The organism is Nostoc sp. 106C, from assembly GCF_002154725.1.
Lineage (GTDB): Bacteria > Cyanobacteriota > Cyanobacteriia > Cyanobacteriales > Nostocaceae > Aulosira.
In genome coordinates this window covers 1-21467 of sequence record NZ_MTAW01000084.1, presented here as the reverse complement: position 1 = coordinate 21467, position 21467 = coordinate 1, and the positions used below count along the sequence as shown (strand labels likewise).

General features: G+C 42.4%; 11 protein-coding genes. 4 read left to right on the top strand and 7 right to left on the bottom strand.

The window, feature by feature from the left end; genetic code table 11:
- The first annotated feature begins 196 nt into the window (after positions 1-196).
- The 4 genes from BV375_RS09010 (at position 197) to BV375_RS08995 (ending at position 5530) form a co-directional block, all read left to right on the top strand.
- A complete protein-coding gene (locus tag BV375_RS09010; RefSeq protein ID WP_086759567.1) occupies positions 197-1399 on the top strand; it encodes an alpha/beta hydrolase in 1203 nt (400 codons plus the stop codon).
- 276 nt (positions 1400-1675) lie between these two features.
- Positions 1676-2191 carry a hypothetical protein gene (locus BV375_RS09005; protein ID WP_243713887.1) on the top strand — a complete coding sequence of 172 codons (516 nt, stop codon included), beginning with the start codon at positions 1676-1678 and terminating at the stop codon, positions 2189-2191.
- Positions 2192-2684: 493 nt separating this feature from the next.
- On the top strand, positions 2685-4844 hold the full coding sequence (locus BV375_RS09000) for a glycoside hydrolase family 10 protein (RefSeq protein WP_086759566.1): 2160 nt from the start codon (positions 2685-2687) through the stop codon (positions 4842-4844).
- A gap of 143 nt (positions 4845-4987) precedes the next feature.
- Complete coding sequence (locus tag BV375_RS08995) at positions 4988-5530, top strand: Uma2 family endonuclease (protein WP_086759564.1); 543 nt, start codon at positions 4988-4990, stop codon at positions 5528-5530.
- Positions 5531-5688: 158 nt separating this feature from the next.
- Here BV375_RS08995 and BV375_RS08990 read toward each other — a convergent pair whose 3' ends face one another.
- From BV375_RS08990 to BV375_RS08960, 7 genes are all read right to left on the bottom strand, one after another.
- The gene (locus BV375_RS08990; protein WP_086759562.1) at positions 5689-7302 is read right to left on the bottom strand and encodes an NAD(P)H-quinone oxidoreductase subunit 4; all 1614 of its coding nucleotides are present in this window, start codon (positions 7300-7302) and stop codon (positions 5689-5691) included.
- 390 nt (positions 7303-7692) lie between these two features.
- A complete protein-coding gene (locus tag BV375_RS08985) occupies positions 7693-8202 on the bottom strand; it encodes a hypothetical protein (RefSeq protein ID WP_086759559.1) in 510 nt (169 codons plus the stop codon).
- Between the two features lie 9 nt (positions 8203-8211).
- Positions 8212-9135, bottom strand: a complete 924-nt coding sequence (gene thrB, locus BV375_RS08980; protein ID WP_086759557.1) for a homoserine kinase — start codon at positions 9133-9135, stop codon at positions 8212-8214.
- Between the two features lie 305 nt (positions 9136-9440).
- Positions 9441-9932, bottom strand: a complete 492-nt coding sequence (locus BV375_RS08975) for a pentapeptide repeat-containing protein (protein ID WP_086759554.1) — start codon at positions 9930-9932, stop codon at positions 9441-9443.
- 21 nt (positions 9933-9953) lie between these two features.
- Entirely contained in the window at positions 9954-15026 is a 5073-nt protein-coding gene (locus BV375_RS08970) for a DUF4157 domain-containing protein (RefSeq protein ID WP_086759551.1), read from the bottom strand.
- Positions 15027-15225: 199 nt separating this feature from the next.
- Positions 15226-19971 carry a hypothetical protein gene (locus BV375_RS08965; protein WP_086759549.1) on the bottom strand — a complete coding sequence of 1582 codons (4746 nt, stop codon included), beginning with the start codon at positions 19969-19971 and terminating at the stop codon, positions 15226-15228.
- On the bottom strand, positions 19971-21278 hold the full coding sequence (locus BV375_RS08960; protein ID WP_086759547.1) for an ATP-binding protein: 1308 nt from the start codon (positions 21276-21278) through the stop codon (positions 19971-19973). The genes BV375_RS08965 and BV375_RS08960 overlap by 1 nt, the downstream gene beginning before the upstream one ends.
- Between the last annotated feature and the right edge of the window lie 189 nt (positions 21279-21467).

Here is a 21467-nt window from a genome sequence, read left to right as displayed (position 1 = left end):
AAAGATTCCTACCTTTTCTCATAATTCTGGAATCTAAAGAGCTAAATTTATCAATTTGCAAACTAAGAACAGTGTCATAATATTTTAAAACAATGTCGTAGATTTTAACAGTGGTATTGCAAGAACTATTTTTATTAGAGTTCATCAAGCTGCTGTAAAATTGATTGATTATGGTGTTTGTAGAATAAATCTAGTTATGTCTTATAGGTACAAAATAATTTTATCCTGTTTGTCACTGTTACTGAGCTTCACCAGCTTTTTTCTCAGTTCCTGGATTATAATTTCGGCTCCTAATATGTTTTTACTTACTCTAGGAGTGGGAGCGCCAGAAGTCAGTCCTTGGCTATTTATATCAAATTTACTATCTTTGTTAATAGCTTGTTTGTGTATATATAAGCATCAACTAAAACGCCTAGCCTACATTTTTAGCTTAATAGGATTACTTATTTGTAGTTCAGTATTAATCAACATTTCACCAACTCAAATGCAGATGACGAAAGCAATGAAACAAGGGTTAGGTGAAAATTATTTAGCACAGATCCCACCTCAAGTAAGCACTAAAATGCAAACTCATCCCTTTTTTTTAGTTAATAGCTTCCGAGGTATTCCACTGGGAAAAATACGCCACAAAACAGAGATTATATTTGCTACGCCTGCGGGAGTTGATTTAGATATGGAAATTTACCAACCCCCAGAAGTAGGGAAATATCCAGCACTAGTAGTAATTTATGGTGGAGCTTGGCAAAGTGGCAACCCCAGCGCTAATCCTGAGTTTAATCAATATATGGCGGCTCGTGGATATACGGTATTTGCAATTGATTACCGACACGCACCCAAATATCGGTTTCCAGCGCAGTTGGATGATGTGCGTACAGCCTTAAATTTTATTCGTCAACACGCAGCAGAATATGAAGCAGATCCAGAAAACATGGTACTTCTGGGACGCTCCTCTGGCGCACACCTTGCAATGCTAGCGGCTTATCAACCAAATACGCTACCGATTCGTGCTGTGGTAAGCTATTACGGGCCAGTGAACTTAACTGAAGGCTATAATACACCGCCACGACCTGACCCAATTAATACCCAGGCTGTGTTAAAAGCTTTGCTCGGTGGTTCGCCGCAAGAATTACCTCAAAAGTATCAAACTGCTTCACCAATTAATTACGTAATCGGTTCTTTACCACCAACATTATTAGTTTACGGCAGTCGCGACCATTTAGTAGAAGCGAGATTTGGTAGGCAGATGTATGAACGTTTACATAACTCAGGTGAAACTGCAATTTTATTAGAAATACCTTGGGCTGAACATGCTTTTGATGCCGTTTTTAATGGAGTAAGCAATCAATTAGCTTTATATTATACGGAGAGGTTTTTGGCTTGGGCATTCTTCAATCAATAACTTTATCATCAAAAGAAGTTTTTACAAATAACAAATAACCTTATTAATTTTATAGTTGAAGTATAGTGTTGGGAGAAGAGTAAAGGCGCTCGCCATTTGATAAATTTCTCCATTTATCATTAAATCCCATTCCCAAACTACAACTTCCTCATTTCGCACATGTTGATGTTTGGGTGAAATTAATTTTTCTTTGCTCTCTATCTGCCTGCATTAGTTATTAGCTTATTTTGGTTTTTACAAAGAGCTTTTGGTATTTTGTGAACTACGATAGTGGTGATGTCGGAAGCTGCCAACTCTATCTGGGTTTTGGTGGGCATTGCCCATCGTACTATACTAGGAACTGTATTGATTTATATGCTAGAAATTGTTTTATTAAGTTCTTTATTACTAGTTGCTCAACCCTCAGCTGATGAACAACAATTTATAAATTTGAAAAATAAGTTAGAAAAATCTGGTTTTCAGGTACTAATTCATCTGCCACCAAGGCGAGGAGCTTATGGTTTATTAGAAGAGCGTAGCAAAAAAATTTGGATTAATCCCGTAGTCTTTGATTTGCAAATCGCTACTCAAACTCTCATTCATGAATCTGTTCATGCAGCACAAGTATGTGCGGGTAAAGGTAAAATAAAAACTTTAGGGTTAAATATTCAACCCATTAATTATGCTCGACCATTTTTTCTGCGCTACACTGATATCCACAGACAAGATTTAGAAAGAGAAGCTTATGCAGTACAAACTCAACCTAATAATTTTGAGCTAGCTATAAATCTTCTTCAAGAATACTGTAAATAATAAGCCCATTAAGAAAAAACTATCGGCGCGGCATCTGCTGTAGCGGGGGGAACCCCGCAACGTAATGCCTCGTTTATCGGTGGTTCATTTAAATAAACCATATTTTTTATCTCATGCACAAGAGGACAGTTGTGTTAGGGTTTCCCGGCTTGTAGAAGTCCAGAGGGCTGCTTTTTGCAGAGTAGCAAGTGGCGTGAAAGTGTCCGTCATGCAAAGACGGAAAGAAACGCCCGTAGCTTGAAATGCACACTTGTAGCTAGCGTATCAGATTGTGGCTTAGGTATTGTTGGCACTAATCACTCACTAGCTGCGTCAATTATCTGACTCAGCTAAATCTGCATCAGTTTTCCTGGCGCAGTAATTTAATGTTTGCATGGAATGTTATAAATTAACCTCAATTCTAAGCATAAATATTTAGGCAGTAATGAGAACGCAATGCGATCACAAAAGTATACAATTTAACGCTTGGTTAGCTCACTTATTATCCATACTTATGCAATTGCCTTTTATGCGTCTAGGTTGGCAGTCAATTAAGCGCCTGTTCCCAGTTCTGTTTGCGATCGCATTTGCTACAGTATTGCTGCTGCATAACCTCACTCCTGCAACGGCTCAACTATCACAGTCAGCGGTTCAAGAAATTCGCGGGGTTTGGCTGACTAATAATGATTTTGACATCTTGAGCGATCGCGCTAAACTTCAAGATGCAATTACTCAACTGCGTCGTTTGAACTTTAACACTATTTATCCAGTAGTTTGGAATGATGGTTATCCCAAATATCCCAGCGCAGTCGCAAAACAAGCGGGTATCCCTTTTTTCTTTAAAGGTAAAGAGGGACACGACATAATTGCAGACATCGTTACTCAAGCCCGTCGTCAAGGAGTACTCGCCATACCTTGGTTTGAGTTTGGTTTTATGGCTCCCCTCACTTCAGAACTAGCATCAAACCATCCAGATTGGCTGACGCAAAAGCAAGATGGAACCCAAACTTCGATTACGGCTGCGGGTGAGGTGGCTTGGCTTAATCCTTTTCACCCAGAAGTACAAAAGTTTATTACCGATCTCGTCATGGAAATCATCACCCAGTATGACGCTGATGGTATCCAATTTGACGATCACATGAGTTTACCTGTTGATTTTGGCTACGACAAGTACACAATTAACTTATATACTCAAGAAACTGGTAGCCCTCCTCCGCCCAATCCTCACGCCCAAGCATGGAAGCAATGGCGAGCAGATAAAATCACAGCCTTTATGATTCAGCTAAACCAAGCTGTGAAAGCCAGAAAACCCAATGCCATTTTCTCTGTTTCTCCCAATTACTACGACTTTGCCTATAAATATCAACTCCAAGACTGGCTGAACTGGGTGCGATTGGGTGTTGTAGACGAGCTTGTTGTCCAGCTTTACCGTAACGATTTGGACAGTTTTTACAGTAAACTTACCAGCCCAGAACTTCTAGAAACACAACAATTAATACCTACTGGTATCGGTATTATGGCTGGGTTGAGAAATCGCCCAGTTTCTATGCAACAAATTCAGTCTCAAGTACGGGCGGCGAAACAACGCGGTTTAGGAGCCACCTTTTTCTACTACGAAAGCCTTTGGGACTATGCACCCGAACCAGTAGAACAGCGACAGGCCGGATTTCTAGAACTTTTTGCTAATCCGGCTGTGCGCGATACTTCCCAATTTACAGCCCGCAAGCCCAGTTTTAATACCATATCAGTTCCTTTGTATACAAAAGGTTCAGTCGGTCAACGGACGCGTGGCTATTTTATGGAAGTAGCAATAGCAGGTGGACAGCCTAAACGTTTATTAATGGATACAGGTTCGGCTGGGCTAAGAGTTCCAAAAGAATTTTTAGGCAATGCTCCCATCAAGAAAACTGGTCAAATTATCAAAGAAGTCTTAAATGATGGGACTGTCCTAGAAGGAGAGTTAGTGTACACCACTATGCGGATGGGTTTCATCTTCACAGAAGAACCTGTTCCCGTGCAAATCGTTACCAGTCGCCAATGTATTGCCCAAAAACCTAACTGCTCTGCAAAAAGTGGTACACCATTCTCCGGTATTATCGGTGTTAACTATTCTGAGAAAGCACTTCCCTATAACCCATTGCGCAAACTACCAGGAAATCTTAGTAATGGATTTATCGTAACTGGTAATAGCGATAGTAACAAAAACAGTACCTTGATTCTCGGATTGACACTCAATAATCGAGAAGGTTTCAAAATGGTTTCCTTAAGCCAACAACCTGTGATTAGCGGTATACCCGGTAACAGGTGGGACTCTCGGTTCAACGGAGTTTGTTTAACTATTTCTGGGAGTTCCTTGAACAATAGCTGTAATATTAAAATGGTCGCTGATACTGGAACGAGTAGCGGTTTTACGGAAGTTAAGTCTGCTTCTCTAGTAGGTAAACTCAAACCAGGCAGATTACGCCCAGAAAATGCTGTGAAGCTGTCAATTCCTGGGATTTTTGACTATAGCCTAACACCGGGAAATCGTGACGGGTTTAATTCGTGGAACATCAATATCTCTGCAAAAGCTGAAAATCCTGTGGTTGTGAATAGTGGGATTGCATTTTTCGACAAATACGATGTACTCTTTGACCCAGTTAATGGACAACAGGGTTTTCGCAGTCGTAGATAAAATGCCCTTGTGGGTGAAAGCGATCGCACTATAGCTTACAGTTTACTTGAAGAGAATAGCTAGTGCGATCGCAAAAAACCTTGAATATGCAATTAACTATAAAATCAAACTAGGTCTATCACAAGAATGCGAGCAATTCTGCTATGAAGACTTTGGCTAAATGGTCTATAGACGACTATCATCGCATGATTGAGGCAGGCATTCTGCGCGATCGTCATGTAGAATTGCTAGCAGGCGAAATTATAGAAATGAGTCCAGAAACGCCAATTCACTACACCACAGCAAAACGAGGCGCAAAATATTTAGAAGAATTGCTGTCAGGGAAAGCTGATGTGCGTTTTAATGGGCCGATTACACTATCCAACTCCGAACCAGAACCTGGTATTGCAATTGTTCGACTTCCTGAATCATCCTACAGCGATCGGCATCCTGCTTCTGGTGATATATTCTGGATTGTGGAAGTTGCCAACACCAGTTTAAAGAAAGATTTGGAACTCAAAGCGGCGATTTATGCAACGGCTGGGATTACGGAATATTGGGTTTTAGATTTATCTAGCAAGCAAACGATTGTGTTCCGCAACCCTCAAGCTGGTCAGTACATGGAAGAATATACTATTGCCGAAGGAATAATTACACCACTAGCTTTTAGTGAAATTGTAGTTTCTGTGAGTAGGCTTTTTTCATGAGATCATGCGATCGCACTATCGCTCACATTTTACTTGAGGAGAATAGCTAGTGCGATCACTGCTGTTTCTAGGCAAAATTTTAGAGGTGGTTTTGCAACCACCTCTATATTCCCCTCTTATTTAGAATTTACTTGTAGCACCCTTAGTGAAAAATATAATTACTCAGAAATATTAACCAAACTTTCAACTGGAGAAGCTGCCAATGTTGGAGCTTTAAATAAACGCGAGTAGAGACTTGATGGTTGCTGGTGAGCAACAACTGGTAGAACTTGGCGAGCATGAGCAGCTAATTCTACTGCTTTGACATCATAAGTCTGGGTGATTAACTTGGGATAGAAGCCAATACCGATGATAGGAACCAAAAGACAAGCAGTAATAAACAGTTCGCGGGGTTTAACATCAGGGATGAATTTATCGAGATGTAACTCTTCGCTTTGCTTACCGTAGAACACTTGGCGCAACATCGACAGTAAGTAAATCGGAGTCAAAATTACGCCCACTGCTGACAGCAGTACAACTACAACCTTAAAGCTAGAACTGTAAACATCACTGGTGGCGATACCCAGGAACACCATCAATTCACCAACAAAGCCACTCATTCCTGGTAAAGCTAGAGAAGCCATTGAACCGGCTGTAAACAGAGCAAATGTGCGGGGCATTACTTTACCCATACCGCCCATTTTATCCATCATCAAGGTGTGGGTACGTTCGTAAGTCACGCCAGACAAAAAGAATAAGCTAGCAGCAATTAAACCGTGAGAAACCATCTGGAGAACAGCGCCGCTGATCCCGATTTCTGTATAGGAAGCAATCCCAATCAACACAAACCCCATGTGGGCAATTGAAGAGTAAGCCAACCGACGTTTGAGGTTAGTTTGAGCAAAGGCGCAACAAGCACCGTAGACAATATTTACAACACCCAAGATTGCCAGCACTGGCGCAAAGGTAACATGGGCATTAGGTAACATTTCAATGTTGAAGCGGATTAGTGCATAGCCACCCATCTTCAGTAACACACCAGCCAAAATCATGGAACCAGGTGCAGATGCTTCACCGTGGGCATCAGGTAGCCAAGTATGTAAAGGGAAAATTGGCAGTTTTACGCCGAAGGCAATTAAAAATCCTGCGTAAACTAATAATTCAAATGCTTTGGGATAATTTTTCATTCCCAGAGTCGCCATGTCAAAGCTGACGGTATCTCCAGAGAATGCCATTGCAAAACCAGCTACCAGAATAAATATTGATGCGGCAGCAGTGTAGAGAATAAACTTAGTTGCGGCGTAGCGGCGGTTTTGTCCACCCCAAATTGAAATTAGCAAGTACACAGGTACTAACTCGATTTCCCACATTAAGAAAAACAATAGTAAATCTTGGGCAACAAACACGCCAAGCTGGGCACTGTACATCACCAGCATTAATCCATAAAATAAACGCGGCTTGTTGGTAACTTTCCAAGCCGCGAATATTGCGAGGGTGTTGATTAAGCCGGTCAGTAACACTAAAGGCATTGATAAACCGTCAACTGCTAAAGACCAATTCAAACCTAACTGCGGTACCCAAGGATAGTTTTCTACAAGTTGGAAGGTTGAATCGTGGAAGTCGTAGTTATGCCAAAAGGCATAAATCATTAGGGCAAAGTCTGCTAGTGCTACTCCCAGACCATACCAGCGGACGGTTTTGCCTTCTTTGTCTGGAATCAGCGGAATGGCTAGGGATGCCATCAGCGGCAAGAGAATTATGGCTGTTAGCCAAGGGATTTCAATAGTGTTCATCACTTTGTTACGATCTGTTTACAATTTTCTTTTAATTGCAGTATATTAACAAATTTGTACTTTTGTAAACGTAATTTATCCCTAGGATGGCAAATCTTAAGATTTTAATAGAGATAAATACTCATCATTTTTGCCGTCCACCATTTTAATTGTAAAGTTTTGCAACGTCAATATCGGTTGAATATTTTTCTTGGGCTGAGATAAAAATCTCGGTTGGAGGCTAGAAATCAATAAAAAAGGCGGCTTATGCCACCAGTTAAAGCTAGATATTTGTCTGTGATAAGAACCAACCTATGCTGTAAAGATATAGAAGATTATCGTGAGTGGTCACTCACAGCATTATTAAGGGGAGGCTTGTGAACAGTATTCCTAGTCTTGAGGCGGTTGGGGTTAAACAATGCGGTTAACAATCGTCCAAACCTCACCATCTGAACGGACATGAGGAACTGAGATTGTCTTGAACCCGGTAATGAATGGTTTGTAATAAACCTGCCAATATATGGGACTGAGGTGATCGGCGCAAGCTTTCAGCAGGCGGATTTCGGTTGCTAGTTCTCCTGCGAGTTGATTAATGCTTTGAGCATGAACCTGCGCCACGCTTCTAGCTTCCTCTAGTTGCTGCTGTAGGGTAAGTTCTTTGGAGTCAATTTGCCAACGTGTTAACTCAGCTTGTTTTTTTTGGAGTTGAAATTCTAAGGCGGCGATCGCATCATCAATTCCTTTGAGTTCCACAGCTAATTGGGGATTTTCCCTAGCAAAGCGACGGTAAGCGTCAGCTATGGCAATGGGTGAATTATTTTCGCTCGCCACTACATTATTAATAGTGAGAGCAGCACGTTCTTGCTGGAGAACCTGAATTTGTTGGCGAAGCGCTGCTATTTCTGCTTGAATCTGCTGCATAATTTTTGTTTATCCTTGTTTGGTGCTTCTTGCGCCTTGGTTATCCAGAGAAAGCGATCGCACAACAGCTGTAATTCCTTCTTGTTGCCAAGCAGATCTCATCGCCGCTTCTACAGATTGGGAATGTTCTGCATCCGCTAAAGACAAAAGTGTCGGCCCTGCACCACTAATTACCATGCCATAAGCACCAGCAGCAACAGCAGCCATATTCACAGCATCGTAACCAGGAATCAAAGCTTTGCGATAGGGCTGATGCAACTTATCTTGCAAAGCCGTCTTTAACCATTCTCCCTTACCAGTTGCCAAGCCACGTAATAACAAACCCAAATGAGCCGTATTAAAAATTGCATCAGCACGACTTACCTCTGTTGGGAGAACCCGTCGCGCCTCCTGAGTTGAAAGTTCAAAATCAGGAATCGCCACCACTGGTACAACATTTTCATGCCAAGGTACATCACAAATTTCCCAACCCGCGCCACTACTAGCAGCCAGACGACATCCCCCCAACAAAGCTGGAACTACATTATCAGGATGTCCTTCCATTGCGATCGCTAATTCCATCACCTGTAACTGCGAGAGAGGTTCCCCAGCCAGTTGATTAGCCGCAACCAACCCACCCACAATTGCTGTAGCCGAACTTCCCAAACCCCGCGCCAACGGTACACCTAGCTGAATCTCAATTTTTACACTTGGTGGTATCTGCTCTATATATTGAAATAACTTGGCAAAAGCTTGATAAAGAAGATTACTCTCATCAGTTTGTACCCCTTCAGCTTCCTCACCCGTGACATGAATAATTAACCCGCCTTCATCAAGGCGAGTGAACTTCATTTCGTTGTAAAGCGTTAAAGCTGCACCAATGCAGTCAAAACCAGGCCCCAAATTAGCAGTGGTGGCAGGAACAGTAACAGTTACACCAGAAACAACAGACATCTGCAAATCTCACTAATCAATCAACCAGCATCCCATGTAAATGATTGATTTGCTCATTTTTTATCAGTTTTCATTTGTCATTAGTTACTTCTCCCTCATTCCTAATCCCCCTAAATATTAATCAAACGGTCGCTCGTAGAGATAAAACAACGCTTCACCTCTAGATATTAGCAGGACAGACAAGCCTTAGAGGCTATTTATGTCTAATTGAGGAGTTACCAGAATAAGTTTGTTTGATATGGTAGCAGGCGATCGCAACCGCAAAACCTTTGTTCTTTAAAGTAGGATGTTGTTTACTAACAATTCTATATTTTGGTTTCGGCAAGTTTAGCATCTCGTAATTGAATACGATCGAGAATAGCATTAGCTAAATTAGTTCTGATTAGCCAAGCTCCATCTAAAATACAGTTTGTCAGGTTTGCTCCTTGCAAATTCGCATCTGTAAAATCTGCTCTAGTAAAATTACTATTAGAAAAATTTGCAAACCTACAATTTGCCGATCTCAAGTCTGTTTTTATAAAACTACAATTAATAAAATCACAGTTTTGGATAATACTATCAATTAGTAGTGCATAGGAAAAATCGCATTCTTCAAAACTTGAATCGCGAATAATACATCGAACAAGTTGGGCACAAGAAAAATTTGCTTTAGAATATTGCAGATTTGACAGTAACGTATCTAACAAAGATAGTTGATTGATAGATGTCTCAGGTTGCCGTACAAAATTAGTGAGCCATATATGGTGCAATGCTAACTTTTCATCTAACTCACCTTTTGTCAAAATTTGTAATTCCATATCGGTTATAAAAAAAATATTTTACTTGTCATTAACAAAATAAACTCGACTTTTATCAGTGACTTGGTTAAGTACATCAGCTTTAAAAGCTGCTTTATCGGCAGATGGAATATTTTTCAGATCGACAACTACTTGAATATCAGAAGTATATTTATTTATCTTTCCACCAACATCGTTAACTTGATCCGCTAATGAGCGAATCTTTGGATCTACAGGAGTCTTAACATCAGCGTAGCCAATTGTTTTACCATTGGCATCTTCCAAAATACAGTCTAAATTCGGCTCGCCTGCTTTGACATTTGGGCGGCGTGGCTGACCTTGGAGAAAGCCCTCATCTACTGCTTGTGCTATGGCCTCAGCCTCTGCGCGTGTTGCGGGAATATCACCTTTAACTGGATCTTTTGCTAGTTCATCGATGCGTTTCTTACGTAATTGTTGTTCAATTTCTCCTGCTAGTTTAGCTTTTTCCTGAGGATCGGTTTTCTTGATTGCATCTTCAAGCTGTTGAGCAAGATTGCTATTAGCATCTTGTTTTAACTCCCGATGGTATTTACTCGCAACTTCTTCACAAGTTGTACAAACAAAAACTCTGCCGTCGTCAGTGACTTTAATTTCATGCTCTCCGTCAGGTGTTCGTTCTTTAGCAACTATGCGATCGCTACTTTCTGCTGGTGTTTCGCCTTTAGCTTCAGGAGTTTCGCCTTTGACTTCGGGAGATTCGCCTTTGACTTCAGGGGCGTCTACTTTGGCTTCTGGTACTTCGCCGCCAACTTTAACTTCGGGTGCTTCACCACCCTTAAATAAGCCTTTAGCTCCCTCCCAGATAGATTTAGCTAGTTTAGCTGCAAGCTCGCCAATGAGCATGAGCGCTCCGGTAATAGCGAGTGTTAAAGTACTGCCAGCAATGTGACTGTAGTCTTCTTCGTCTTGCTGCGGGGTATTTTCTCCAGCACTAAGGTCATATACAGATTTGGCAATTACGGCTCCTTCGGTTGCTACCAAGGCAATCACTAATCCCTGTCCAACTTCACCTGCAAAAGCAGCTCCGGCTAAGGCTCCAGGGAGCGCACCCGCACCGCCGAAGAAAGCACCAATAATAGCGCCAATCAAGACTGAGCCAATAAAGAACCAGCCGTAAAGGTTGCCTAAAACGCCATTCATCAATTGACTCATTTTGAGATAGCAGTCAATGGCGTTGCTAATTTCTAGCTTGCTGGCGCTAGCAACACCTAATTTGATTTGTGCCCAAATCTCTTTCAAATCTTTCCAAACCGCAGGCCAAGGCCACAGTAGGTTCCAGCCTGTTTTTTTGACTTCTTCCCACCAGTGATTTTTGAGGTGTTCCAGTGCCTTGTCTAAATGGCGCAAAACGCCTTTAATGTGTTTTTGGGCAGATCCTCCTAGCTTTTGCCCTTCAGCGTCAATTGAGGCATAAGCTTGGCCGGGAACTTCCGCAAGCTTTTCACCCAAAGCTGCTTTAATGCCTTCAATTACCGAATTGGGGTCATCATAGAGTTTTTGCGCTCCTTCTAAGAAATGACTGTGTTCTTTCAACCACTCCCAGAGTTTTGCTAAAGCTGCGATCGCCTCGAAGGGAAGTTTTGCTAGAAACTCTAGTCCATCAAGCATTAAGTTGAAGGAAGCTTGAATTACCGACAGCGCTGTATCTAAGGCTAAACCAACTGCATCTAAAATCGCATCTGTAGCGCGTTTTAGGGCTTCAGCTGCGGCGTTGACAGCATCAACTGATTTGTCTACTTTGTCATCAATCCATGCTCTGGCTTTGGCGGCGGCTTCGGGAAAGGCAAATAAGGCTACACTAACTAGACCTTTAACAAATTCCCCAAATCCTTTGATTAGACCAACGATCGCACTTCTTGCCGCATCAATTAGTATGCGCACAGCTGCTTTAGCAGCATCGATGATGCCTTTAACAATCTTGCGCAGACCGTCAAAGATGGCATTCACTGCCGAGCGAATGCCGTCAAATACATCTGATACAGCACCTTTAACTCGATCCCACCAACTGCGAGGTCTATTATCTGCCTCTCGTTTTTTCTCTGCTGCTTGCGCTTCTGCTTTTTGGCGTTCAGCATCAGCTTTCGTTTCTGCTTCTGTAAATTTTTGATCGGCTTGTTGTTCTGTGGTCTGAACTTTCTCGTGAATTTGGCGATCGATTTCCAAGCGCTTCGCATCTGACTGAGAAGCATATTTCTCTTGAATTTTCAGGTTTTCATCCTGCCATCTTTGCCGTTCTGCATTTACCTCAGTCCGCGCCTGTTGTCGCATTCCTTCTTGCTTGAGTCGCGTCTGTTCAGTTTCTTCGGCAATCCGACGTTGTCCGTCTGCACGCGCCTGTTGAGATTCCTTTTGATACGTTGCTTGATTCAAGCGATGTTCTTCTAGCTGCTCGTTTACTTTTCCTTGCAGGAAAGGAGAAGCATCTCGATCTAAGCCCATCCGCATATCATCTGGGATCGCAGGCGGATTCAAAGCACTACCACCTTTTGCCCCTTGAGCAGCAGTTGGTTTATAGTTCGGTCGGAGCTTTTGAGTTGGTAGAGTGGGGAAAATGTTGTTCTCGCCAAAATCTGCGGTTGTCGCGGCGTCGGCTTGTGTCTTACGACTACTAACTTCGCGATCTGATTCTTGTTGATACTGTAAATTCTGATTGGGATCGGCTTCTCCACTCAGGTCAACTCGCTCGCGGGGACCTGCTGATGTTGATAAACCCGGATCGCTCGTTGGTAGAGAGCCAAGAAAATTACGCACTCGATTAAATAGCCAATTCCACCAACTACCACCTTCATCATCTTTTGGTTCGGAAGCAGCTGTAGAAACTTGACTACCTGGTAACGGGCCTTGAGCTACTTCATGCTGCGTATCAGCAGTCTGAGTTGGATTTCCTCCCCCAGTAACTTTGGGTTGGGGAACTTGACCCGTTTCTAAGGTGGCTGCTGGAAGTTTATTCGCTCCAGCTTTACGTGGTAAACCTGTTGGCTGATCGACCTCCGGAAAACTAGTCTCCAAGGTGGCTTTTTCTTGGTTTTGAATTTGCGCACTCGCAGCTTTGGCAGTTGTCAAACCCTGACTAAAGGCACTAGCAGGCGTATTTGCCAAAGATTGCAGCAGTCCTTCAGAACTACTGGTATCCAATGCGGGGGTTGGCGGTGGCGTAGTTCCCATGTCGCCACCACTGGGTATAGTCTCTTTCGCCCCGGATACAGCCTCTCCCTTGTTACTCTCTGAAGTTGATTTAGCTACTGGTTTCACTTCAGCAGCTTGAGGTGCGGCGTTAGAATTTGCCTCCTCAGGAGTAGTTTTTGGAGAAATCTTAGGAGATGCAGCAGTATCATTCACCTTTTCTTCAGTTGCAATTTTAGGAATGTTGACAGGATTATCTGTTGAGTTAGCAGCATTCAAAGGTGCTGGCTGTTGGCTCTCATCTGTAAGGTTTGCAGCATCATTAGGCTGATGTTTGGCAAGAATCGAAATCTTGTTGAAATTGTGAGTTAGAGATACTGGCTGAGATTGCTGAGTTGCGTTCGCCTCTTTTGGCTTTCGCATGACTCGATCGGCTACCTGTTGTGCTTCCTGTTCAAAGGCATCTGACGGATCGCTGATGGAAACGCCTGCATTTGTAGCCGTCCCTGCTACTGCTCCGTTGGCTTGCTGCACTGTATGTACCACTTCATGGGCAATTAAATGCTGACCTTCAGAAGAACTGGGGTTATAACTACCCGCGCTAAAAAAGATGTCTTGACCGCTAGTAAAGGCGATCGCATTTACCGATTGATTCAGGCGATCGGCTTCAGTGTTAGTGTGAATCTTGACTCCAGATAAATCAGTATTTAAACTCTGCTCTAGTTCCTGCTGAACGCCTTTGTCTAAACTGCTACCACCGCTAGATGCTGCTTGTTGAATGCGCTGCCCAATCGATGGTTCAGAATTTACTTCTGGAACATCTGCAACTCTTTGAATCTCAGGTTGGGGCGGCCCGCCAATCGCACTAGGAGAAGATGGCCCAAATCCTAAACTGGGTGGTAACAAGCGTCCGACATCAACGTGCATCCCTAACATTAAGTTGTCGCCGCCTGTATTCATCTCTAAACGCAACCATTTCAATCCGGGTACAGGTATGGTTTTGCCATTCAATTTATCTAGTGCGAATTGGCGAGCGTTGGGATCGGAAAGTACACCTGCTAATGCGCCTGCACCAATCAATACAGTAGTGCTGACCACAGCAACTTGCTCGCCAGTTCTTAATCTTCCCCAGTCTTGAGAAATGCGATCGCTTGCTTGGGTTTGTAATGAAGTTACAGCCCTATCAATTCCAGGCACAGCCATAATCGCTGACAGCAAATCTCCGGCTGTAGCAGTTCGGGGAGTTTCCGGCCCCGCACCCGCAGGTACAAGTGGCGAAGCAGGCGGTGGCGTTGGGGTTGCAAATGGATTTGGTGTGTTAGGGCTGGTTTGATTTGATAACACTCCTAAATCGATCTGGTTCAGTGCAGGTAGAACCGTTGCCGGATCTAGCTGCTGCTGGATATACTGCATTGCCATTGCTTGCAACTGCGGATCGAGTTGCAAATGCATATCCATACCCAACCCATAGCGTGAAGCAGGGTCGGGAGGTTGCAGCAGTGAAGGGGGTGAGAGTTGGTAATTGGGAACAGGTGGTATGCTGGTTTGATCTCGTTGAATTACCGTAGCGTCTGTTGTGCGTTGCAGTTCCTCCTCTTCCTGCTCACAAGCAGCACATTTACGCTGCACTACTTCTGGGGTAAGCGGCTGTTGAGTTTTTTCTAGTTGACTTGTGGAGAATGTTGCCTGTGAACGAAACAGCGATATTCGACTAATGTCGTGACCAAGAGGTTTTTCTTTGATAACATCTGGTTCTGATAATTGCTCGCTAGTAAACTGCGCTTCTTGAAACTCGGTTGATACCTCAGTTGCTGTTTGGACTGGAGCATGATTTGTTACTCCAAAACCGCTGGTTGGGTTTGCCAGCGTTGGAGTTGTTGGTGAGACAAGCGATGGATTTGAAAAAGTGGATGTACCTGCTTTCTTTCGCCCAACCATGCGTTCGCTCATCTCACTATTCCTCTTGGCTATGCGATTTTCTTAATGCCACCACATTCCGAATTCACCAATATTACAACCTGTCAAGCTGCCAGCGGTTTCGACTAAAGTCTAAATTTCACTCCACAAGCTGTTTACAAGCTACTGTTTTGAGAAGTTACAGCGGATTTCAAGGAATGCGAGTACAGATCCTCAGTTTCAAACTCACTCATCAAGCCTGTGTTGCTTCTGAGTTCTGGATTCTAAATCCTGCATTCTGCTGTATATCATTGCAGAGATGGCGATCGCTCTCGCTAATATTGGGGTTAGTTGTTAGATAAGGATGTAGCCACTGACAACCGCGCACCAAAAGCGCATCTAGCTCTGTAGGAGCATTTACATGGTTGATTTTCCAAATCCTGACAGTTTTACCATCACTAGCAGAGGCGATGAATTTACCATCTGGACTGAAACTGACACTATTGACACAGTGATTATGTCCATGAAAAGTTTGAATCTCTTTGCCTTCTAAGTTCCAAAGTTTGACTGTCTTGTCATCACTGGCAGAAGCAATCAATTTACCATCTGGGCTAAAAGTTACACTGTTGACAGCATCTCTATGTCCTTGGAAGGTTTGCAGTTCTCTACCATCCAGGCTCCAGAGTTTAATTGTTTGATCGTCACTGGCAGAAGCGATCGCTTTTCCATCTGGGCTAAAACACACGCTTCTTACCCAATTTTGATGACCGTGGAAAGTACACAGTTCTAAGCCTGCCAAATTCCAGAGTTTAACTGTGCGATCGTCACTGGCAGAAGCGATCGCTTGACCATCCGGGCTGAAAACCACGCTCCAAATCCAATTGCTATGTCCGTGGAAAGTGCAGATTTCTTTGCCTTCTAAGTTCCAAAGTTTGATTGTTTGGTCATCGCTGGATGAGGCGATCGTTTTGCCATCGGGGCTAAAACTTACGCTTCTAACGCGATCGCTATGCCCTTTCAAAGTTTTGAGCAAAGTTCCATTCAGACTCCAGATTTTGATGGTTTTATCTTCACTGGCGGAAGCTACCATCTGTCCATTAGGGCTGAAACTCACGCTCCTTACCCAGTCAGTATGCCCGCGAAATGTTTGTATTCTTTTGCCCTCACTATTCCATAATCTTACTGTTTTGTCCTCGCTGGCGGAAGCTAGCAACTGCCCATCGGAACTGAAGCTCACCCAACTGACTCTAGCTCTATGACCTTGATGAGTTGGCTTTTCTATACCCTCAAGACTCCAAAGTTTAACTGTACTATCATCACTCGCTGAGGCAAGTAACTCTGCATCTGGACTAAAACTGATGCTCCTGCTTCTAGCGCGATGTCCCTTTAAAGTTTTGAGTAAAATGCCATCAAGGCTCCAGAGTTTAACTTTACTATCATCACTGGCGGAAGCGATCGTTTGCCCATCGGGACTAAAACTTACGCTTCTTACCCTATCGGTATGTCCGAGTATGGTTTGCGCTTCTGTGCCGTTGAGGTTCCAGAGTTTAACCGTCTTGTCATCACTGGCGGAAGCAATTATTTTGCCATCGGGACTAAAACATACGCTCCTTACCCTAGCACTATGTCCGAGTAAGGTCTGGATGACTGTGCCGTTGAGATTCCACAGCTTGACTGTACAATCATCACTGGCGGAGGCAACGATCTTACCATCAGGGCTGAAACTGACGCTCCTGACTCTAGCACTATGCCCTAGTAAGGTTCGCACTTCTGTACCGTTCAGATTCCACAGTTTGACTGTGTCATCATCGCTAGCAGAAGCGATCGTTTGACCATCGGGACTAAAACTCACGCTCAAAACCCAGTCTGTATGCCCTGTAAAGGTACTTAGCAATTGTGTATCTTTAAGCCGCCAAAGTTTCACTGTTTTGTCCGTACTTGCTGAAGCTAACATTTGCCCATCAGGACTGAAACTCAGACTATTAACACCAAGACTATGCCCTTGCAGAGTTTTAACTAAAGTACCATCACGTTGCCAGAGTTTAATTGTACTGTCCTCGCTGGCAGAGGCGATCGTTTGACCATCGGGACTAAAACTCACGCTCAAAATTCTAGCTGTGTGCCCTTGCAAGCGATTGCACTCTTGAATTCCGTAAACTGCCTGTTGTAAATTAGCTACCGTCTTTTGCTTGAGCTTGATATCTACTAGTGCATGTATCTCTTGTAATTTTCTCCCGGCTTGAACAGCCGCGACTAATGCTTCCAGCTGGTCGTGCGATAGCAGCAATGCTTGAGAAAGGGCACTCAAAGCTTCAATTTCTGCTATCTCTGCTCGCTTGCGTTCTTGTTTTTCTTGAAACTTAGTCAGCTTCAGTTCTTCTAATAGTTCAGGTTCTTGTTGTTGGCGAATAAACGTGACTAAATAATCATGAACTAGATGATAGCGATCGGCAGGTTGTTCTCGGACGCGAAATACAAAACCTGCACCCACTAAAATTTCTAAAACTAAATCTAATTGCTCGGCTTTTAGTTGCAAACCAGCTGTGTCTATCTTTTCTATTAACTCAGCACGAGTTTTAAGGGGGCGGGTGCCGTTTTCATCTGTTAATAGAAACAAAATGAGTTGCGCAATTCTTTTATTTTCTAGACCGCAGTCTTGGATAACTTGTTCTAAATAACGCTCAACCAGTTTTGCTTTGGAATTAGAACCAAGTTGTTGATATTGTTTGAGGGTGGTTATGTTGTCTTCTTCAAGTTGCGCTCCGACAATCTGTAATTCGATGGGACGCACAACTCCTAAATCTCCAGCTAAATCTCGTACTAAGGCATCAATTAGCGCAGGCTCAAAGTGACAATGCGATCGCGCCGTTAAACTCTCGATATTTAATTTGGCATCTTCTGGCGAAAACTCTTTTAAAGAATAGCGAATATTTTTACTCAGAATATCATTATTAATGATATCTAGATTGGTCAGACGCTCCCACTCTAACAAATAATGTAAATAATCTTCCCGTAGTAACAAAATGATTTTTACACAGGGAATATTCAAAGAAGTATGCAAAAATTCATAAAATGGTCGTCTTTGAGCTGGTTCGGTACAAACAAAGAAAAACTCTTCAAATTGATCGAAAATTAAAACTGTGAGTAAATTGCGATTTTTATGGTCTCGCAATTCGGTAATAATATCTTCGACTGAATTGAGAGTTGCAGGTAAGCTCATGCCTTTCTTTTCTAAAGCATCGGCTAAAGCACTACTTAGTTCTTTTACCCAATTTGTATAAAACTTCTGCACTACAGGCAAAGTTTTATATTGACTAATCGGATCTTCTAGGGCTGGTAATAACTCTTTATTTACCATCGAACTCTTACCCACCCCTGATTGACCGTGAATTACTATCAGTTTGCGATCACTCCGGGAAATTCTTTCTTTAATTAAGTAATTAACTTCTTGCTGACGACGAGCCGAAGTACCAATTTCTAAGTTATTTGTTAACTGGGTAGATGGTAGCAGTGCCGAGTTAATTACCTGTTGCTTTAGTGGTAGTTGATCTGCACCGATGAAGGCGCGGAAACCATACTGATGTTCAATCTGACGTTTTTCTTGTTTGATTTGAAAAGCTTTGAGATATTGACCTTGTGTAAAATAAAGCGATCGCAATTCTTCTAAAATCCGAATGTAAACTGGTGGATTATACTCAGATTTACTTTCGGCTCTCGCAGTTTCTAGGTTTTTAATTGCTTCAGAAATTTGACCGAGATGCTGTTGTGCTTGAGCCAATAATAATAAATACCAACCGCCATGAGATTGCCAAGCCTGAGCTAAACTTGTACTCTGCTCTAAATAACAATAATTCAGGGCTGGCTCTGCGGCATTTGCTAGAATGTGCTGTGCTTTTTCAGTATATTGCTGTGCTTGCTGCCAAGCTGATTTCGCTAGTGCAACCTCGGCTAACAAACCATAAGTATAAGCAAGGCGGATGGGATTAAAATAGCGTTGATGTAAATCTTGCGCTCTTTTAGCAATATCTTCCAACTCATCCCACTGGCTTAATTTTTGTAAAACGAAGCCTAAAGCATTGATAAACTTTGCTTCTAGATCGGGACGGTTAGCCTTTTGGAATACTTTAATTGATTGCTGATAATAGTCTTTGGATATAGTACAGTATTGCTCGTATTGGGAACGGTGTAGCACGGCGTATGTCAGCCACCAAAGACCCAAGCAAAATAGCAAACACCCTTGCCATTCTGGGCGACTAGATTTTTCCCAAAAAGCTAAACTTCTTTTATAGTGTTCTAGAGATTGTTCCATTGAGTTACAAGCATCTCGTCCCAAAACAAACTCTAGACTGGCTTCTAACTCTGGCTGCAAACTGACACCACGACGTTTTAAATTTTTGCAGGCTGACTCCAACTCAAAGCGACGAGATGAACCAATCCCTAAATTTAGGGCTGCATTGTCTACAAATGTGTCTGCACCTACTTCTATAACTTTAGCAATTACATCATTTGCTGTTTGTTGTAAGAACTGAAGTAATTCATCGCTAGTTAGTTCAAATTCAATTGTTGTCGCCCAACTCTCGAAATCTGGCGTCAGGCGAATCAGCTTTTGCAATATGCGATCGTTAACCCACAACAATAAGGGAAAGGGAAAATTCTTGCTAAATTCCTCCCTAACTTGATTGGTAGAAGTTAGTACAGTATCAATATCGCTAACTGAATCTAGACCAAATACCATCAATGCTTGTGGCTGCTCGCAAGCAATTTCTGCCTGAATGCTGGTGTAGAGAGTTTTGACAGACTCAGGTAGAACTAACTCTCGAATCTCGACAGTTGCTAGTTCCCGCAGACGTTGCACTATGCGCTTACGTAAAACTGCGTAGTTACAACGTAAAAAAATTAGCGAGAATTGTCCTTGAGAAAGAGCGATCGCTCGCACTAGCGCCTGCAATGAACGCTCGTTATCGGCAGCGAAATTTTCTATTTGGTGTGAATTAGTCATCACTGCAACTCTTCTGCTTCTGCCAAAATTGGATTTATATCAAACCACAAATCATCTTGATAGCGATATTCAAAGACAAACATACTGTGGATTAAACTTTGATATCTTTTATCTCCTTTTAAGCTTTTCTCTTGAACTACTTGATGCAATAAGTCCCATTCATCATCGCTAATTGTATTTTTTAGCGTATTACAACGTTGCTTAATCACACTTGCCAAGCAGTCACAGGAGATAGGTAAATTATCTGTTTTCTGAAGACAAGTTTGCAGCAGCATCAGCAAAGTTCGCACATGACCACCACTAACTCTGCACAGGTGTTCTAAAGTTTCAGGACTATCAAAAACCTGGGTAATTAAATCGCGGCTGATTTCCCAACTAACACCAGGAAAAGCTCTCGCCATCACCAACTGTTGCAGCAGAGCGATACCTTGGAAAAATTCCGAATTATCTTTTAGCTGTACGGGAACCATCGGCAAAACTTTCGGATCTACGCCAAATTTATCTGTTAGCCTTCCTAAGACGTTAGAAAAAATCAAGACCAGGGGAATTGTATAAACTAGGTGACAATTTAATTGCTTTAACTGTTCGCCCCGGTCTACAAATAAATATTCTGCCTGACTAGACCCTGAGGGTTTCGTAGAATTATGTAGCTTTTCTAAATTATCAACAATTACTACTAATCCTTTTTTATTTTGCCACTTAAGTTCTTTGATGGCAGGTTCAAGAACTTCCTGGTTAATTGCATCTAAAAGCCGATTTGTTTGTGGCTCTAGAAAGTATCTTAACTGACTGCGAAGCCTAGGACTATCTTTAGTTTTAGCTGTAACTTTAGCAATATTACCAGGAATAGAAAACTGGACATCAGTGACATCAATTGGTGTTTGTAAAATCTCGGCAATTTCTCGAAACAAATTTACAAAATATCCTGAGTTCAGTTTGATTTTAATCGCTTCTAGGCTTTCAGTTACCTCACGGGCGATCGCTAATAAAATATCTGTAATATCAACATCTGCCATGTCCATATCATGGCTAGAGTTGAAATACACTACATGAAACCCTTCCTGCTCTAACTCGGCTTTCAGTCTCAGCAATTCTGTGGACTTACCGCAGCCGACATGACCTGTAAACAGTTGGCAGGTTGGCTTATCTGGTGAGTAAATTGCGATCGCTCTTTCTAACTCTGCAATAATTTTGCCACCGCGCACCGAGGAGAAATCAATATAGTATTGCCGATCCTCAGCATTCCCCACCACAAGGGTTTTGCTGGGATCGCACGCTTGATAAAATTTAGTTAAATCTAATTTCATATAAAAATAATTCTGACCATATGCTTTATATACAGAGCAAAAAATTCCGATTTCGGGTCAGATGAGAACGAAAAAATTAATAAATATTAATCACACAACTAAATATAAATTTTACTGTAGGGGCACGGCTTCCACCATTGGTGTCAACTTAAGAAGATTTTGCCCAAATTTGTTGGGTGTAAGCGTCAA

Bases quoted from the DNA above. Each gene is read 5' to 3' on its own strand.
- BV375_RS08970 (WP_086759551.1), bottom strand. From the start codon at position 15,026: ATGAGCGAACGCATGGTTGGGCGAAAGAAAGCAGGTACATCCACTTTT.
- BV375_RS08975 (WP_086759554.1), bottom strand. From the start codon at position 9,932: ATGGAATTACAAATTTTGACAAAAGGTGAGTTAGATGAAAAGTTAGCA.
- BV375_RS09005 (WP_243713887.1), top strand. From the start codon at position 1,676: ATGTCGGAAGCTGCCAACTCTATCTGGGTTTTGGTGGGCATTGCCCAT.
- thrB (WP_086759557.1), bottom strand. From the start codon at position 9,135: ATGTCTGTTGTTTCTGGTGTAACTGTTACTGTTCCTGCCACCACTGCT.
- BV375_RS08990 (WP_086759562.1), bottom strand. From the start codon at position 7,302: ATGAACACTATTGAAATCCCTTGGCTAACAGCCATAATTCTCTTGCCG.
- BV375_RS08960 (WP_086759547.1), bottom strand. From the start codon at position 21,278: ATGAAATTAGATTTAACTAAATTTTATCAAGCGTGCGATCCCAGCAAA.
- BV375_RS08965 (WP_086759549.1), bottom strand. From the start codon at position 19,971: ATGACTAATTCACACCAAATAGAAAATTTCGCTGCCGATAACGAGCGT.
- BV375_RS09010 (WP_086759567.1), top strand. From the start codon at position 197: ATGTCTTATAGGTACAAAATAATTTTATCCTGTTTGTCACTGTTACTG.
- BV375_RS09000 (WP_086759566.1), top strand. From the start codon at position 2,685: ATGCAATTGCCTTTTATGCGTCTAGGTTGGCAGTCAATTAAGCGCCTG.
- BV375_RS08995 (WP_086759564.1), top strand. From the start codon at position 4,988: ATGAAGACTTTGGCTAAATGGTCTATAGACGACTATCATCGCATGATT.
- BV375_RS08985 (WP_086759559.1), bottom strand. From the start codon at position 8,202: ATGCAGCAGATTCAAGCAGAAATAGCAGCGCTTCGCCAACAAATTCAG.